22 protein-coding genes are annotated in these 16,802 nt (G+C 45.6%); 10 read left to right on the forward strand and 12 right to left on the reverse strand.

All coding sequences use genetic code 11. From position 1 onward, the window contains the following. The first annotated feature begins 51 nt into the window (after positions 1-51). From B3M90_RS03080 to B3M90_RS03090, 3 genes are read left to right on the forward strand one after another with little or no spacing between them, the layout of a single operon-like run. Complete coding sequence (locus tag B3M90_RS03080) at positions 52-1,035, forward strand: ROK family protein (protein WP_290782535.1); 984 nt, start codon at positions 52-54, stop codon at positions 1,033-1,035. Next, positions 1,032-2,195 carry an MFS transporter gene (locus tag B3M90_RS03085; protein WP_290782537.1) on the forward strand — a complete coding sequence of 388 codons (1,164 nt, stop codon included), beginning with the start codon at positions 1,032-1,034 and terminating at the stop codon, positions 2,193-2,195. The genes B3M90_RS03080 and B3M90_RS03085 overlap by 4 nt, the downstream gene beginning before the upstream one ends. Positions 2,196-2,212: 17 nt before the next feature. Beyond that, positions 2,213-2,590 (forward strand): VOC family protein, encoded by a 378-nt coding sequence (locus B3M90_RS03090; RefSeq protein ID WP_290782539.1) that lies wholly within the window; start codon positions 2,213-2,215, stop codon positions 2,588-2,590. Between the two features lie 506 nt (positions 2,591-3,096). Here the strand turns inward: B3M90_RS03090 and B3M90_RS03095 are convergent. From B3M90_RS03095 to B3M90_RS03115, 5 genes are all read right to left on the reverse strand, one after another. Further along, entirely contained in the window at positions 3,097-3,708 is a 612-nt protein-coding gene (locus B3M90_RS03095; protein ID WP_290782541.1) for a DUF3885 domain-containing protein, read from the reverse strand. Between the two features lie 518 nt (positions 3,709-4,226). Further along, positions 4,227-4,454 (reverse strand): hypothetical protein, encoded by a 228-nt coding sequence (locus B3M90_RS03100; RefSeq protein ID WP_290782542.1) that lies wholly within the window; start codon positions 4,452-4,454, stop codon positions 4,227-4,229. Between the two features lie 200 nt (positions 4,455-4,654). Further along, positions 4,655-5,266, reverse strand: a complete 612-nt coding sequence (locus B3M90_RS03105; protein WP_214853587.1) for a hypothetical protein — start codon at positions 5,264-5,266, stop codon at positions 4,655-4,657. A gap of 340 nt (positions 5,267-5,606) precedes the next feature. Further along, positions 5,607-5,891: a hypothetical protein gene (locus tag B3M90_RS03110; RefSeq protein ID WP_290782545.1), complete on the reverse strand. Its 285-nt coding sequence runs from the start codon at positions 5,889-5,891 to the stop codon at positions 5,607-5,609. Continuing rightward, entirely contained in the window at positions 5,888-6,190 is a 303-nt protein-coding gene (locus B3M90_RS03115) for a DUF2089 family protein (protein WP_290782547.1), read from the reverse strand. The genes B3M90_RS03110 and B3M90_RS03115 overlap by 4 nt, the downstream gene beginning before the upstream one ends. Before the next feature lie 187 nt (positions 6,191-6,377). Between B3M90_RS03115 and B3M90_RS03120 the strand changes: the two genes are divergently transcribed. The 3 genes from B3M90_RS03120 to B3M90_RS03130 are packed head-to-tail and all read left to right on the forward strand — an operon-like array spanning position 6,378 to position 8,438. Further along, the gene (locus B3M90_RS03120; RefSeq protein ID WP_290782549.1) at positions 6,378-6,791 is read left to right on the forward strand and encodes a DUF4064 domain-containing protein; all 414 of its coding nucleotides are present in this window, start codon (positions 6,378-6,380) and stop codon (positions 6,789-6,791) included. A gap of 28 nt (positions 6,792-6,819) precedes the next feature. After that, complete coding sequence (locus B3M90_RS03125) at positions 6,820-7,509, forward strand: ABC transporter permease (RefSeq protein WP_290750222.1); 690 nt, start codon at positions 6,820-6,822, stop codon at positions 7,507-7,509. Then, positions 7,509-8,438 carry an ABC transporter ATP-binding protein gene (locus tag B3M90_RS03130; protein ID WP_290782551.1) on the forward strand — a complete coding sequence of 310 codons (930 nt, stop codon included), beginning with the start codon at positions 7,509-7,511 and terminating at the stop codon, positions 8,436-8,438. The genes B3M90_RS03125 and B3M90_RS03130 overlap by 1 nt, the downstream gene beginning before the upstream one ends. A gap of 118 nt (positions 8,439-8,556) precedes the next feature. Here the strand turns inward: B3M90_RS03130 and B3M90_RS03135 are convergent, their stop codons facing one another. Next, positions 8,557-8,889, reverse strand: coding sequence for a hypothetical protein (locus B3M90_RS03135; RefSeq protein ID WP_414655221.1), 333 nt, complete (start codon positions 8,887-8,889; stop codon positions 8,557-8,559). Between the two features lie 73 nt (positions 8,890-8,962). Here B3M90_RS03135 and B3M90_RS03140 point away from each other — a divergent pair, with 73 nt between their 5' ends. Beyond that, positions 8,963-9,538 carry a hypothetical protein gene (locus B3M90_RS03140; RefSeq protein ID WP_290782553.1) on the forward strand — a complete coding sequence of 192 codons (576 nt, stop codon included), beginning with the start codon at positions 8,963-8,965 and terminating at the stop codon, positions 9,536-9,538. Between the two features lie 105 nt (positions 9,539-9,643). Here B3M90_RS03140 and B3M90_RS03145 read toward each other — a convergent pair whose 3' ends face one another. From B3M90_RS03145 to B3M90_RS03155, 3 genes are read right to left on the reverse strand one after another with little or no spacing between them, the layout of a single operon-like run. Next, a complete protein-coding gene (locus tag B3M90_RS03145; RefSeq protein WP_290782583.1) occupies positions 9,644-10,603 on the reverse strand; it encodes a FecCD family ABC transporter permease in 960 nt (319 codons plus the stop codon). Between the two features lie 5 nt (positions 10,604-10,608). Then, complete coding sequence (locus B3M90_RS03150; RefSeq protein WP_414655222.1) at positions 10,609-11,592, reverse strand: FecCD family ABC transporter permease; 984 nt, start codon at positions 11,590-11,592, stop codon at positions 10,609-10,611. 58 nt (positions 11,593-11,650) lie between these two features. Continuing rightward, positions 11,651-12,571: an ABC transporter substrate-binding protein gene (locus tag B3M90_RS03155; protein WP_290782555.1), complete on the reverse strand. Its 921-nt coding sequence runs from the start codon at positions 12,569-12,571 to the stop codon at positions 11,651-11,653. Between the two features lie 183 nt (positions 12,572-12,754). Here B3M90_RS03155 and B3M90_RS03160 point away from each other — a divergent pair, with 183 nt between their 5' ends. Both B3M90_RS03160 and B3M90_RS03165 read left to right on the forward strand, forming a co-directional pair. Next, positions 12,755-13,498 carry an arylamine N-acetyltransferase family protein gene (locus B3M90_RS03160; protein WP_290773187.1) on the forward strand — a complete coding sequence of 248 codons (744 nt, stop codon included), beginning with the start codon at positions 12,755-12,757 and terminating at the stop codon, positions 13,496-13,498. A gap of 5 nt (positions 13,499-13,503) precedes the next feature. Continuing rightward, on the forward strand, positions 13,504-13,974 hold the full coding sequence (locus tag B3M90_RS03165) for an NUDIX hydrolase (RefSeq protein WP_290782557.1): 471 nt from the start codon (positions 13,504-13,506) through the stop codon (positions 13,972-13,974). A gap of 44 nt (positions 13,975-14,018) precedes the next feature. On the opposite strand, the gene B3M90_RS03170 is transcribed toward B3M90_RS03165, so the two are convergent. From B3M90_RS03170 to B3M90_RS03180, 3 genes are read right to left on the reverse strand one after another with little or no spacing between them, the layout of a single operon-like run. After that, entirely contained in the window at positions 14,019-14,723 is a 705-nt protein-coding gene (locus tag B3M90_RS03170; protein ID WP_035408116.1) for a DUF554 domain-containing protein, read from the reverse strand. A 16-nt stretch (positions 14,724-14,739) separates the two neighbouring features. After that, entirely contained in the window at positions 14,740-15,672 is a 933-nt protein-coding gene (locus B3M90_RS03175; RefSeq protein ID WP_290782559.1) for a multidrug resistance efflux transporter family protein, read from the reverse strand. After that, positions 15,672-16,337, reverse strand: a complete 666-nt coding sequence (locus B3M90_RS03180; RefSeq protein ID WP_290782561.1) for a GntR family transcriptional regulator — start codon at positions 16,335-16,337, stop codon at positions 15,672-15,674. Before B3M90_RS03180 ends, B3M90_RS03175 begins: the two co-directional genes overlap by 1 nt. 141 nt (positions 16,338-16,478) lie before the next feature. Between B3M90_RS03180 and B3M90_RS03185 the strand changes: the two genes are divergently transcribed. Beyond that, on the forward strand, positions 16,479-16,802 hold the full coding sequence (locus B3M90_RS03185; RefSeq protein ID WP_290782563.1) for a PadR family transcriptional regulator: 324 nt from the start codon (positions 16,479-16,481) through the stop codon (positions 16,800-16,802).

Here is a 16,802-nt window from a genome sequence, read left to right on the forward strand (position 1 = left end):
CAAAACTTATTAAAATATTTTAATAAGTAATCCAAATTGGAGGTTTATCCTTTGACTGAAGTCCTCTCTCGTACGCGTCACGCTTTTTTGATCGACCATCTCGATACGATTCCGGTGATTCGGAACGTCCTAGACGTCAGTTTTCCGACTGCGAGCAAACAGATTGATCAGATGATCACTGCTCGGGAAATTGAAGAGACACCACTTGAATTGGTTCGCGGTGGTCGTCCGGCAAAACGGTATCGCTATCGCGTGAATCACTTTCACGGACTCGCTCTTTATCTCGAACGGACGTATCTGCAGTATCGCATCCACGACGTCGGTGGACATCTGATCGCAACGGATCGCCTGAACTTCGATTCGACGGATCATGGATCTGTTTTATTGAGCACGCTGACAGCATTACTTAACGATCATCCACGTATTCAGACGCTTGCGATCGGTGTCGCCGGTGCCGTTGATACGACCGGCACAATCCTATTCGCCCCGGATTATCCGACGCTAGACGGTCGCCCCTTACAACAAGAACTGACTGAACGGTTCGGGCGACCCGTCATCGTCGAAAATGATATGAACGCTGCGGTCCGTGCGCAAGCTTCTGATAACGAGACGACCGTCTATATGTATCTCGGAACGAACGGACCGGGAGCCGGTGTCGCCGTTTCAGGTCATGTCGTCCACGGAGCGCATCACTTTGCTGGAGAGATCTCGTTCATCCCGTTTGACGACAAGCGAAATGTCGGACAAGCCCTCGCGACGACTACACCACACTCTGACGACTGGTATGAGGCGTTAAGTCGAATCATCCTCTCGTTTAGCGCCACCTTAAATCCGGATGTCATCTTGTTCGCAGCGTCAGATGTCTCGGATGACGGGTTAGCTCGATTGACGGATCGATGCGCCAAGCGCTTTCCGCTCAGCAAATTACCTCAGTTGCGAAAAGGCGACTGGGAAACCGATTATTTAGATGGTTTGATGCAACTCAGCATCCAGTCATTCATTGAACAAATTCCGTTAGGAGGTCTCGCCCGATGACCCGTCTACTATTACCTTTGATTTATCTCGCTTTTATCAGTCTTGGTCTTCCAGATGCGTTACTCGGTACGGCGTGGCCTGTGATGCGGCTCGATCTCGACGCCCCGCTCGACATGGCAGGTTGGCTCTTCATGACGATCTCTGCCGGAACGATCGTCTCGAGTCTGTTTAGCGGTCGCTTGATCGAACGTTATTCAACGGGTCCGATCACGGCAGCTTCTGCTGGTTTGACGGCACTGGCATTGATCGGTTTTTTCGTTGCTCCGTCCTTGATTTGGCTCTTCGTCCTTGCGATCCCGCTTGGACTGGGCGCTGGAGTCGTCGACGCGGCGTTGAATCATTTCGTCGCCACCCATTATCAAGCACATCATATGAACTGGCTCCATTGCTTCTGGGGCATTGGTGCGACGGCTGGTCCGCTCATCATGGCTGGTGTATTGCTCGATTCCGGCTGGCGTTTAGGTTACCTCGTCGTCGGCGCATTGCAACTCGTCTTGATGATTGTCTTGATCGTCAGTTTACCGCTCTGGAAACGGGCTCCGAAACAGGTGTCTGAACAGGTTCAGACCGTGAACACATCATCCGGAAAACCACGCGGATTGGTCGCCGCTCTCGCAGCGTTTTGCTTTTATTGCGGGGTCGAGGCGGTCGTCGGGCTGTGGGGCAGTAGTTATCTTGTCCAAGTCCGGTCCTTTTCCGTAACATCAGCAGCGACGTGGATTTCCGTCTATTACGGAAGCATCACCGCGGGGCGATTCATCAGTGGTTTTCTGTCGCTACGCTGGTCGAATCGTCGTTTGATTCGTGTCGGTCAATGGACGGCATTCGTCGGAGCCGCCTGTTTCATCCTCGCACCCGCTTCCTGGATGCCGCTTGGTTTCGTACTTGTCGGGCTTGGTCTCGCACCGATTTATCCGGCAATGCTCCATGAGACGCCAGTACGGTTCGGAGAAGCTGCGGCGCAACGGCTGATGGGAGTACAAATGGCATTCGCTTATACCGGTAGTACCTTCATGCCGCCATTATTCGGATGGCTGGCGACTTCCTACTCCTTATCATTGTTCCATTGGTTCACGATTAGTCTGATTTTCTTGATGCTGGTCGCTACGGAAGGCTTGAACCGGATGTTATTCAGACAGCGATTGGCAAAAGCGTCTTGAAAAAAGGAGGAATGGAGATGAAGATTGAACATATCGCCCTCTGGGTGGCAGACTTGGAAGGAATACGTCAATTCTACGAAACACATTTTGATGCTACGGCAGGCGAGCGGTATCATAATCCGACGAAAGGGTTCACGTCGTATTTCCTGACGTTCTCGAGTGGTGCGCGTCTTGAGTTGATGCAACGGACGGATATCACTGAACGGACGATGAATGCGCTCGGGTATGCCCACCTCGCCTTCTCGCTTGGCAGCAAACAAGCGGTCGACGACTGGACGGCTCGGTTACGGGACGCCGGTATACAACACCTTGACGGTCCCCGGACGATGGGTGACGGGTATTATGAAAGTACGATCGCAGACCCGGAAGGTAATGTGATTGAGTTGACGGTCTAATGATGAAACGAAACAATCCCTCATTCTACATAAAGTGGGGGATTGTTTGTTGGTCGATGACTGTTCAATTGTTTTCTGCTTGTTGGTATGTCCCGTGACGAGCAGTTTTCTGACACGTATTTCATTCAGGTTATCTTTAAGTGACGATTACAAAACTCTTTCGCTGTAAACATTTGTAATGATATGATAAAAAAGAACCAAATTATGACTATACGTATTCATTTTACGAGGAGGTAGTTTATGCGAAAGCACCTAGGATGGATCTCAATCGGTATTGTGGTTTTTACTTTCCTTACTGTTAAGCTCTTACCGTTCAATGGTTTTTGGGGTACGAACTATATGTTAGCTGGACTATTGCTTGCGCTAGTGTGCGCCATCATAAGTCTAAGAAATATGGGGAAAATCATTGCGTTAACATTACTCACTTCTCTATTGGTGCTTTTTATTTTTTCAGTGATCGGCTTCTTGGCACTAGCTTAAGTATTTCTAGAAGCGATTACATTCGATTAGCTGATATCATTACGATATTTCTTCTTGAACACGTCATACGTTGCTGAATCACCGAACAGTAGGAAACAACCGCGATCATCATAGATATTCATGACGATTTTTCGATCTACGTTCACGAAAAAGACTTCCGGATAGTATGTATATGTTTGACGAAATCTTGGTTGCAGCGGTGGGAAATCCTGATGGCAAATCGCTTTGATTAAACGCTTGTAATCTAATGCGTTTTTGTTCGGTAATAACACGGCATATTCGATCACTTGCTCTTCCTCATCCATCACTTTCTTTACAAACTTTATGTTGTATTTATCTGCTCTACGTCTTAACTGACGAAACACTTTCGTCGCTGACTTTTGATACTTACCGCGCTCACTTCTCACATGCACAATTAAATAAAGGGACTCCTCTTCTCGGAATACATCTTCAAACAGTTCGTTTGATTTTTTGTATACCTGTTTGAAGTATTCTTCATTGATTTCATCTAAATTATCCTTTAGCTGATAAAGATCCTTCACTAAATCTACGTGGAATACTAAATCCTTCTTGACAAAGGAACGATCAAATAAGTTCACCTTCCCAAAATGTTGTTGCAAGTATTGTTCTAGGTTCATTTTAAAACTCCTTTATTCTGATGAGGACAGATGTATTGTTTTAAATAACTGTTGCAGGACGGATCGATATAACAATTGTAGAAAGGAGGATGAAAAGATCATCATTGATACATTATCGAATCATCCTGAACAATTAGAAGTAGTTGCCACAATGATTCATACCGAATTCGTTCAAAAGAAAAAAGGGACGACACCCTATGAACAAATAAAAGCCTTTTTAGACAAAAAATCAGATGAGTCGTATCCTGTGACGTTGATTGCCTTAAATGATGTCACTGTGTTTTCAGCTAGGTGTTGCACTTAATATTACAATTCGTCGTTTAAAAAAGAACAGAAAAATGTTAAATATCAAGAAAAGACCAAGCAGAACCCACAAGACAGAATAAAATTCTGTATTCGGGACGAACAAATAATCTATCAATAACACGATTAAAAAGAGAATGTACCCAACAAAATATACTTTTTTCTTACGCGGATCCATCGTCTCATCTCCTTTATACATATGAGTGTTCTGTCGATTACTTCGTATTTTTAATAATCACTACAGTTAATACAAGAGAAGGAATGAAACAAATCAGTAAATCCAAGAGTGAGATCGAGAGTGAAATAGGATGAATCAGCATCTCTACTCCTTTAAAAATGGCATCGAGCACAATAAGTAATGATAGGAGTACCGGAACGGAAGTACGCATCCATCTAGGAATACTCAGCCACATAAGTAAGATTTTTTGTGTTTTATCATCCATGTCATTCACCTCTTTTACAATTTTAAATAAATTAGTATATCATACGTATGATTTTTGTGAAAAAATGTCGAAATCACAAGTCGATTGAATCTCCTTCTCCACGTACAAAAGCAATAAAAAAGACACTTACACATCATGTAAGCTTCTTTTTTACTGCTTAATAGGATACATATCAATGTCTCTTCCCCTGCTACTTTGAACTAATTGATCACACCTTCTGCACTACAATAAAACTCCAGAGGAATGTTATGTGTGGAAGAAATACCATGTTGAATGAATTCTCCACCGACTGTCACATCGTATGTTCTTCCGCCATCCATCAAAGTAGCGGTATAGCCAAGCTGTCTCCATGTCCCCTTACTCGATGAAGCGGTTGACGTCATAGACGTAACAGTTTTAAAGACTTGCCTTCCTGCCTCCTCACGAAGTGTGGTATCAAATGTACCAGTGATCGAAATGGCAAATGATGTCCCCTTCGCATGAATCGTTTTTGATTTAGATGTGGATTCTTTCTTTGAGAAATCGAACGTCGATGCGAACTCTACTTTGACTCGATCTTTCGCTATCTTTCGAAAACGGTTCGGCGTCACCCAATCATTTGCCTTAAAGGATTTTTTGTCGACGAGTTTTAAATCTGTATCTGGTTGATGCAAATTAATAGTACGAAGAATAACCGCATACTGCTGATAATATTGGTTTTTTTGTTGTGGAGTCAGTGCCTTTTGTTTTCCCTCTGCAAATGCCTCGTACATAAAGGAGCTGGTTAAGGTAACACTCAGTGCTGTTAAGAACGTCAGCGTTTTACGCTTCATTTTTTCCACTCACTTTTTTTAGATTATGTAATATATTCTTAAATTATCATGTTATTTGTTCTTTTCCTATACTTTCACTGTCTGTTTTTCTATTCTTACTCACACTTCAATTTTATAGTTATTTTCGAATTGAGATTTATGAATTCAGCGTGATGTAATCATCTATGACCCTTATCTATTCACAGATTCTGTGATGAGGAGTTTAAAGTCATTTGCTCCTTTTGCCAATCATTGCTTTATATTGATGTACGAAATGAACTGCAGTACCTCTCTTTTCTGGTCATTAAAAAAACGACCTCTTTTGAGATCGTCTTCCTTTAGAAAAGATGTACGCTTTCCATCATAGTGTATCGTGGACGCGCATCCGTTCTAGTTCTTTTTCTTGGTTCTTTTTAAAAGATTTCCGGCCATTCGACCATTCAACTGAAAGTACAATCCAACCGAATCCTAAAATTAATGCATAAGCTAGAAAACTATTGTACCAACCATTGAGGTATCGCCATGTCATGACGATTGTCAATAGAAGCGGCATAATGACGCCAAGATAAGGATTATTTCGACTCGCTAATAGTTGCTGTAATCCTAATCCAACGGTGATGAATAAAGCAGAAATGATAAAGTTCATTCGTTGTTACCCCTCTCAAGTCGATATTTTTCGATTATTTTTTTTGCATCCTCAATCGTGATGCGATCCTCGATTGCCATTTGTTTAATATATGTGATGAACGGTTCATTCTCGATTTTCTCATTCACTTCGATTTTCTGAATGATACGATCGACACGAATTCGGACGGTCGGATAGGACACATCATAATGTTTTGCTAGTTCCTTCAAGGAACCTGAGCTTACGATGAATTTTTTCACGAATTCCACTTCTTCCAATTCTAGAGATAAAATCCAATCGGGAACATCATCTTTCTTCATTTACCATTTCCCTCCTATGTATTCACAATAGCATTTATTTAAATAAAGTTAAAGTATTTTTGATATTAATTAAACATTTAACCAATAAAAAATTAAAATATATTCATTTTTCCACTTGTCATAGAGATTCAAGTCATGGTAGTTTAGGAATGTCAAATCGGAAAAATAAGGAAAAGGAGTGTTTTACTTGAAAAGAACAACAGAGTACATATTTGCAGTCATCGGTATCGTTTTGTTTGGATCATTGTGCTTAGGCGGTTTTCTATTGTCTGGCTCGATTGCGAATCACGCTGGCATGAAAGATTTGGTCGATCAATTCATTCGCGATGAAAACATCACGGATGTCACGGCTAATCAAATCCTCACATCCTTTCAACAATTCTTCTTGTACCTTGGTGCCGTCTCGCTCTTATGTACATTAGGAGGCATCTTCTCAATCGTCCGGATTCGCAAAAACGGTTCTGCTGGAAAGCTATTGATCATTACAGCGATTCTCGGGGGAATCTTTACGTTACTCGCCGGTGCCTTCGGTTCAATCGCTTACTTGATTGCCGGTATCACGAATGTATCGAAGAATAAGAAGCTAGCGCGACAATATTAATCATACTTAGAGAAAGGTGCGTCTACATATGTTTGCCATTACGCTTCGCGAATTCAAATCACTTTTTCAAAGCATCCGCGCCATCCTGATCATCGTCGTCTTGTTCGGCGTGACGACTGGTTCTGCTAAACTCGTCAGCCAGTTCAAAGGGCAACTCAGTGATCTTGGTCTAGGTAACAATGCGTATATCATCGGATTGATGTTACTTCTGTTTTTAGCTGCTCCTTTATTCGTGACAAGTATTTCTCATAGTAGTGTCAATAAAGAGATCGAGTCGAAGACGATTCGTTTTCTTGCAACAAAAACGTCCCGTGAAAACATCATTTTCGGGAAATTTTTAGGCAACGTATCGTTTTGGGTCCTCTGCCTGACAGTTGCCCTCATATTAATCGTTCCATTTTCAAAGTCGTTTCATTTCGTCGATTTGATTCAAAGCATCATCTTCGTCTCTTATTTCATTGGATTGTCGTTGTTTCTTTCAACAGTCGTCAATAATTCCTCGATGACGATGTTCGTCGGTATCTTCATCTCGATCGCGCTTCCGGTCATCGGGATGTGGAGTCTTATTTCGAAGAATGTCATCGTTGATACGTTGTCTTACTTAACGCCATATTATTACTATACGCAAGAAAACACTGCTTATACTTACCTTGTTTTGATTCATATCGCTGTTTTCGTCTTGACGACTCTGATTATCTTTAAAAGGAGAGATCTCTGATGTTAGCCCTTCGTGCAACCAATTTAACGAAACAATACGGCAATAAGACCGTCGTCAACCAGTTGAATCTCGAGATCGAGCAAGGGGCCATCTTCGGATTCCTTGGTCAAAATGGCGCCGGTAAATCAACGTTCATCAATATGATCACTGGACTGGTCCGCCCGACGTCCGGAACATTCGAGTTACTCGGAGCGCCGAACGATTCCTTGAAAGATGTCCGGACACGGATTGGTGTTCTACCGGATTACTCGACCTTTTACGAAAACTTCACGGCGCTCGATCACTTGAAGTATTTCAGTAAAGTCCTTGGTCTGAAGACGACGATCGACGAGTTGAAGCAACTTCTGCGTGATGTACAACTCGAAGACGCGATCGATATGAAAACGAAGAACTACTCGTTCGGGATGAAAAAAAAGCTCGGCATCGCCCAAGCTTTAATCAATCGACCGGATATCTTATTTTTAGATGAACCGACTTCTGGCGTCGATGCCAACTCGATTCTCGGAATTCACTCTTTGATTCGCAAGATTGCAGCAGACGGAACGACGATATTTCTAACGTCCCACAACTTGGACGAGGTCGAAAAACTATGTACGGAGATTGCAATCATGCAGGCTGGATCAATCCAAACGCAAGGTACGATGGAGGAGTTACGGGAACAATATGAGAAAAACATCACTGTTCATGTCAAACATGCGTTGCTCGACAATGAGATGCAACTACACTTGCAGTCCAAGTTGTCGACGCTTGCGAAAGACGTCAATGTCTCCCCTACTCAGTCAACGTTCATCGTCCAAAGTGAACAGGATATCGCGACGATCAATTCTTATCTTGTCTCACAACAGATCCATGTCTATCGACTCGAAGTAGAAGAAGCGTCCTTAGAAGAAATCTTCTTGAATCTAGGCATAGAAAGTCGCTCGGCTTAAACACTCGTTTTGAATCGATACATTATGAATTAAAAATTGGGCTTCCTAGCATCGTGAATATAAGATGTCAGGAAGCCTGATTTATGTAGCTCAATTCTATTTTATATAAGATACCACTTTAAGGACCCGTACCGCAGGATACAGCATATTTTTTCGCGTTGACCTTCTTCGAATAACAGATAAAAGGTGTTCCTCCCGTTTCACTTTTCCAATCATACCAAAACATATGGTACCGTTCTGCAACAGAATCTTGTTCCGTAATGATCGCAAAGTAATTTTGATAGTAATAGCCTTCTTTGTATAGTTCGTGTCTAAGAGCACCTCTAGGCGTAGCATCCGTAAACAGAATAGGTGATAGTACCGGCATGAGTAATACAATGAGGGCTATAACTCCTAAAAATAGTGCCAAAAATTTCTTTTTCCTTTTTTTATTAAAATTCGATTCACTCATTTTTACACCATTTCCTTTTTTTGTTTTTTGTTATATAATAACATGAATCAAACAATAGAAAGAGGTCGCGATCGTGAAAAAAACTATTTTTTCATCCCTCACTTTAGGTGTCATCCTATATGCTGGTTTCTTATGGAGTAATGCGATTGCCGATTCTAATGTTGCACAAGAAAAATCTAAGAGTAGCATCACAGAGGAACAAGCCTTCAATTTTTTCACTACAGTGCTTGAGCAACAAAAAGCAGATTTCTTGAACAATACTCCGTTAGCGCATACTCATCTTTCAAAGTTATCTGAAGGGGACGAGGCTGTATTGATTTTTCTATCCACTACGGAAGTCGATAAAAAGCAGCTGAATTCATTCAAATACAACATTTCTGATGTCAAAGTCTATTCAGAGAATCAAAAAAATTATGCTGAAGCGTATGTCACACGAACTTTTAACTTCGGAAAAAGTGGTCTTGAAACAGGTTTAGGTGATCAATTGGTACTTGAAATTCCATCACATGTAGACGATCAAAGCACATCGGTTTCTTCGAGTAAATTAACCATTGAATCGAATCCAAACGCTAATAACGTTTCAGTTGATGAATTTTTAGAAAAGTATAAAGAGGAAGTAGAAAAATCAAACCAACTTGAAGCCAAATAAATATAGAAAGATGTCGCCATGATTCGTCAAGTGCGTACTTCTTTCCTTTCATAAAAATGGAGTCCTTCGCGTAATCGCTAGGACTCCATTTTGGTAGATCGAACATCATGCCGTCCGTTCTCTCCGTAAAAGATACAGGAAATACGGCACACCGATGATCGCTGTGATCAATCCGGCTGGTACTTCAAGCGGTGGATGTATCCCTCGACCGAGTGCATCCGCGACGACGAGTAACCCTCCGCCGAGCAACAGCGCCATCGGCAACACAGCAAGATGCTTATGACCAACGAGACGCCGTGCCATATGTGGCGCAATCAGTCCGATGAAACCAATCGCACCGACCGTCGCGACGGCAACACCAGCTAGAATGACCGCGAGCGCCAAGAAGATGTGCCGCGTCCGCTGAATTGGTAATCCGAGACCGATACTGACTTCTTCACTGAGTGATAAGACATCGAGTTGACGATGGCGATAGAAGATGATTGCACCAATCACGACGAGCACGGGCGCTAAGATCATCACTTCCTGCCACCCTTTCCCGAACAGACTCCCAGCGAGCCAGACGAGTGAATCGTTCGTTTGGAGCGGAAACTTGATCAACAAGTATTCCGTCCCGGAAGCACAAATCGCACTGACCGCGATACCAAGTAACGCAAACGAACTGCGGGAGACATTCCCGCCCCCCTCAAGCATCATTAAGGCCAGCATGACGAGTGCTGCTCCGATGAAAGCAGCGATTGGTGTTAACAAGAGCGGACCATCCGGCACGAGGGCAATCGTTAAGACGGCGAACAGTGACGCACCATTCGTCACACCGATCACATCAGGCGAAATCAATGGATTACGGATGACACTTTGTAAGATGACTCCGGCAAGTGAGAAACTCGCACCTGCTAAGAAAGCAAGGACAGTTCGCGGCAGACGATAATTTTGAACGATGAAGGCATCCTTTCCACCAAAGAACGACTGCCATAGATCCGATAACGATAACTGAATCGAGCCGACCGACAGTAAGGCAAAACTCGCGAAGAACACGAGCACCGTAACAATCAAAATCCGACGCATGTCTTTCATCGTAATCCCCCTTTCATCTGACGACGTGCCAGAACAAGGAAGAATGGTGCACCGAGCAATGACGTCACGATGCCGACCGGTGACTCATACGGATAGGCGATGAACCGCGCGAGGACATCGGCATACGTCAGCAGAAGTCCACCGATGACGGCAGTGACCGGCAGAACGATCCGGTAATCTTCCCCGACGAGGCGCCGCGTGATGTGCGGAACCATTAATCCAATGAAACCGATCGCTCCGGCGACTGCAACCGTCACCCCTGCGAGTAAGACGACGCTGATCCCAGCAAGCAAACGAATTCGCGTCACTTTTTGACCGAGACCGACCGCGACGTCTTGTCCCAGTTGGAAGACAGCGAGTGATTTCGCGAGACTCGCCGCAAGAAGCAAACCGGCAAGTGACCACGGTAAGACGATCCGTAGTTCAAGCCAGCTTGCGTCACTGAGCGAACCGGACAACCAGTACAAGACGTTCGTGATCCGGTCGTTAAAGAGAATCAAGCCTTTCGTCAGCGACGTCAACAAGAGATGAATCGCCATCCCGACGAGGGCAAGTTTTAATGCTGTCATCCCGCGAACGGAGGCAAACGAAAAGACAAGCACGCCACCGACTAAGGCACCGGCAAAGGCGAAGTAGATCAAATTTGCCGTTCCGAGCGACGGAAAGACGAGCAGACTTAAGACGACGAGAAATGACGCACCGGCATTGACACCAAAGACTTGCGGTGAAGCGAGCGGATTTCGTGTCACGGCTTGCATGATTGCCCCTGCAACGGCAAGATTCGCTCCGAGCAACAATCCGAGTAAGAGCCGCGGTAAGCGCAGATTCGTCAGGACGAGCCCTGCTTTTGATGTCGTGCCACTGATCCACTCTTGGACTAAGTGAATCGGATTCATCTGTGTGATGCCAAAGAACAGGCTACTATAAACCGCCAAGCAACCGAGTAATAGGAGTACAAAAATCAGACGTTTCCGCTGCACCGGATGTTTCCCCTTTCATCAAGACGAAAAGCCAGATTGCTCCGGCTTTTGTCGTTCATTATTTCTGTTGTAACAATTGAATCGCTTCGTCAACGATCTGTTCTGCAGCGTCAAGTCCTCGATAGCGTGTCCAGAGGTCACGATTGACTTCATAAACGTCTTTGTTCTTAACCGCTGTGATCTGTTTCCAGAGCGGGTTGTTTTTCCACTCCTTCAACAGCTTTGGATCGGCTTCCGCCATGAAGATGACGTCCGGATCCCATTTGACCATCTGCTCTAACGTAATCGTAACGGTCGGTTCCGCTGTTTTTGTAACAGCGTTCTCGATACCGATCTTCTCGAGTAATTCACCATCAAACGACGTCTCACCGTGTGCCGTCAGTGAATCGGCGCGGAAGACACCAACCATCACTTTTCGGTCGTCGTTTGGATCCACCTTTTTCTTCGCTACATTCAATCGTTCTTCATGCAGGGCAAGTCGGTCATCCATCTGTTTAGTTTTCCCGACTGCTTCCGCAATCGTCTTGAACGATTCGATGTTCTCTTCGTACGTCGCATTCCGACTCTTCAAGATGATCGTCGGTGCGATTTTTTGCAGTTGCTTGTAGATTCCTTTATGTCGGTTGAAGTCGCCGATGATTAAATCCGGCTGCAAGGAACTGATCACTTCAAGATTCGGTTGTTGACGTGTACCGACTTCCGTGAACGCGATGTCTTTTCCGAGTAATCCGGAGACATCGGTCTTATTTTCTTGTGCGATTCCGACTGGTGTAATCCCAAGTTCGTCTAACGCATCAACGAATGAGTATTCAAGTGCGACGACCTTCTTCGGGTGCTCCGGCACTTTCGTTTTTCCTGCCTCATGCGTAATCGTCCGCGTATTTTCGTTTGTTTGTTCTGCTTGACCTGAACAGGCCGCAAGCATCAAACTGCTCAACACGAGGAGCGTCAACGCTGTCATCCAAGTTTTCCGTCTCATGATGAGACCTCCTTTAGTTCGTGATTCGACATTGAGAATCATTCTTAATTAATCCTGTCTCAGCATATCAAAGATTCCCATCGAACAAAAGGGTTATCCTTATTTTCAGATAATATATGCTCGAATTCACATTTTCTGAAGCAATATGGGATAATCAGGTAGTATATAAAGGAGGGATTACAGATGGATTGGATGAAAGACTTGGAACAACGGCTCGGATTTCCGCTTGAGACGATCACGTTTGATCAGTTACCTCGCTTACTCGAAGCCTTTGCCTACCAGTTACCGTTTGAGAATACGACTGTGCTCGAGAAACGAATCCGTCCGTTTAACGACGAGCGCTTCATCGAAACGTTTCTGACGGAGCGACGTGGTGGTGTCTGTTATGACTTGAACGGACTGCTGCATCGTGTCCTACAAGAACTGAATTGTCCCGTTCGCCTCGTACAAGCGACCGTCTATGATCAGAAATCAGCAGCCTGGTCAGCGACGGGACCGACACACGTTGCAATCATTTGGAATGAGACACACCTACTTGATACCGGCTTCGGTGTCAATTTACCGCTCGTTCCGGTTCCCTTGAGTGGGGAGACGGTTCATTCCGCTAGCGGTAGTTACCGGATTGGCAAAGGTGATGTTCTCGAAATGCAGCGGACAGGACAAGCCGAGTTCGTGACTGGCTACAAGTTCGACCGTGAGAAGGCAATTACAAAGGGTGACTTATCGAAGATGGAACAGATCATCCAGCAAAGCGAAGCTTCACCGTTCAACAAAGGTCGTCTCATCGCAATGCGGACTCCAAGCGGTCAAAAGACGTTGACCGAGCGGACGTTACGAATCGAAGACACAACGACGACCGAATTGCCGGTCGCAGGTCCCGCTCAATTCGAGATGCTGTATCAGACTCACTTTTTAGGACAGGAGTAATGAACATGGATCGATATACGCTTTGTTTAATTCGGCACGCGGATAGTTTTTTACTCGTCAACCGCCAAAAACGACCAGCGATGGGCATGTGGAACGGTGTCGGCGGCAAGATTGAACCGGGCGAGACACCGGAAGTTGCTGTCATCCGCGAGACGCTCGAAGAGACCGGCATCCCGTTAGATTCGGTGACACCAAAAGGCATCGTTCGCTTACACGGGGAAGAAACGTCTGGCATGTATCTCTATCTTGCTGAACTAGAAGACCGCCCGTTTCCGACACCGGTCATGACGATCGAAGGCATCCTTGATTGGAAATCGCTCGACTGGATTATAAACGATGATAACATGGGGATCATCAGCAATCTCCGGCATTACTTACCGGTCGCTTTGTCAACGGATCAACCGTTGTTGCATGACTTCCATTACGATGGACATACAATCACTGCTTACGAGACACACGAATTGATCGAGACATAAACAGAAAATCCCCACTCGTCCGCTTTCGGATAAGTGGGGATTTTTCATGAGAACAGATGGAGACCGGTGACGATAACTGCGACGATGACGATACCCGGTAACAAGTTCGCAACACGAATCTTCGTGATGCCAGCGAGATTAAGACCGATTGCCGCAATCATTACCCCACCAGTCGCCGTCATCTCTAAGATGAATTCTTGCAACGCGGCGTCGGGAATGAATTTCGTGATCGCAACGGCACTTAATGCAATCGCCCCTTGATAGAGAAAGACGGGAATCGCTGAGAACATGACACCGATCCCGAGCGTTGAACTAAGGACGAGAGCCGTAAAACCATCAATCAATCCTTTCGTATAAAGGACGTCGTGATCCTGACGTAATCCACCGTCGAGGGCTCCTAACACACCCATCGCGCCAATGACGAAAATTAACGTCGCTGTCACGAATCCTTCCGCGATGTTCGACGGACGACCGCGACTGATCTTACGTTCGAGCCACGCTCCCATCCGGTCGAGTTTCTCATCGAGTCGGAACCATTCGCCGATTGCACCACCGAGGACAAGACTACCGATGACGATCAAGAAGTTCGTGCTTTTCATCCCCATCTGCATTCCGAGCACGACGACAGCAAGTCCAATCGCCTGCAGGACGGTCTCCTTCATGCGTTCCGGAATCCGGTGGAACATTAATCCAAGCAACGTCCCGATGATGATCAGGACGGTATTGACGAGTGTACCTGTTAAAACCATCTGACAGCCTACTTTCTCAATTGATTTTTCGTTTAGCGGAACGAACGACGGTTCGCTCTGCCTGATTCAAACTATGTAACGTCATCCCGAGCATGACGAGGATGATTCCGAGTGTCGCGAGTCCCGTTGGTAGTGCCGCGTGAAGGAAAAGAATCTCTCCGAGAACAGTAAAGACGATCTCGAACGATTGCGTTGCTTCGATCGCTGCTAACCGGATCGGATCTGTCCGAACGAGCGACGTCGCGTAGAAGAAAAGCGACGTTGCGATGACGCCGGAGAACAACGCGACGAATCCGGACTGGGTGACTTGATTGACACTCGGCAATCCGACCTGTATGTAGGCAATCATGGAAAGAACGATCCAAAACGGTAGACTGGCAAGTGTCATTCCGAGAATCCGTTCAAACACATCGAGCTCGTTCCCATAGCGTTCCATCATCTTCCGGTTCCCGAGTGGATAGGCAATTGCCGCGACGAGTACCGGCAAGGCACCGAACAGTAAGGATTGTAGCGATAGACTTCCTGCGACGGATAACTGCATGACGACGACCCCAAGGACGATCAGGACGGAATACTTAAGGGCCGACCACGGAATCCGTTGCTTGAACAACGGTGCAAGGAGCGGTCCGGCTAGGATCGTCAATTGCCACGTTCCGGCAATCAACCAGCCTGGTGCGTAGTCAGCAGCAAAACAGATGCTGCCGTAGAACAGTCCGAAGCCGATCGTTCCATACAGTAACCAAAAGCCGATATCGGCTCGAAGCGCCTGGAAGACGCGCCCGATCCCCCGTCGCATCATGACGATGACGATAAAGAACGGCAACATCAGGAAAAAGCGGAGCGACGCACTATAAATCCAGTGACCGCCTGCCCCTTGCATCGATTGATTCAAGATGAAGGTGACGGCAAAAAACATTGCCGCTAAAATTCCATAAATGATCGGTCGCATCAGCTCTCCTCCTTTAGTGTCGAGACGAGTAGACGCCCGAGCCCGTTCCAATTATGCTCCGTCGCCTGGACGAGCTGCTCGACATCCTGTTGTTGACATGCATCTAAAATCGCTGCATGATCGGCAATCGACTGGCGTCCGAGACGATCAAACTGAGCATATTCGAGCCGGCGGATCAACGGTGTCAATCGACGGATTGTCTCTCGTAGTTGATCGTTTTGACTGCGCTGCACGAAGACATCGTGAAAGGCATCGTCAAGTGCTAGTGCCGCCTCTGTATCCTGCTGATCAATTGCCGTCGTGAATTGTTGATGAATTGACCTCAGACTTGTTAGATCGTCATCCGTCAGCATTGGTCCTGCTAAACGCGCCGCTAACCCATGCAGTGTCGCAATGATTGGATAGGTTTGCTGTGCCTGTTCGGCATCGAGTTCCGTCACGATCGTCCGTGAACCCCGTTTTGCTAAAATCAATCCCTCCTCTTCGAGTCGTTTCAAGGCTTCGCGGACCGGTGTCCGACTGACACCGAACGCTTCCGCGAGTGCTTGATCGTTCACCTTTTCTCCTGGGGCAAGACGTAAGGTGATGATGTGGTGTTGCAAGCGTCGATACACTTCCTCACTTAAAGGAAGTCGTGCAATGGCTAAATCATTTGTAGGTTTCATACAAGTAATATATTACATATCAATTCATCGTGAAAGCACCATCCTAAAATTCATTGGATTTATTTTACTCACTACCTTGCAATACAAAATAGCATAACGTATCATTACCTTGTAATACCAAGTAGCGAAAGGAAGATGCGGATGTCATCGACGCAAATGTTAAAAGGAATTCTCGACGGTTGCTTACTCGCACTGATTGCGGAAGAAGAGATTTATGGCTATGAACTGGCGACGAAACTGAAAGCGTACGGTTTCGCCGACATCAGTGAGGGAACGATCTATCCTCTATTGATTCGGATGCAAAAACTGGACTGGATCGAAGCAACCTCTCGCGTCTCCCCGTCCGGTCCAAAACGAAAGTATTATTCGATCACGACGAGCGGTGTTGAAGAACTCGCCGCTTTCAAACAAAGATGGCATCACCTTTTAACGAGTGTCGAAAGCATTTTAAAGGAGGATGAATGA

Source organism: Exiguobacterium sp. UBA6309, from assembly GCF_002439205.1.
Classification (GTDB): Bacteria; Bacillota; Bacilli; order Exiguobacteriales; family Exiguobacteriaceae; genus Exiguobacterium_A.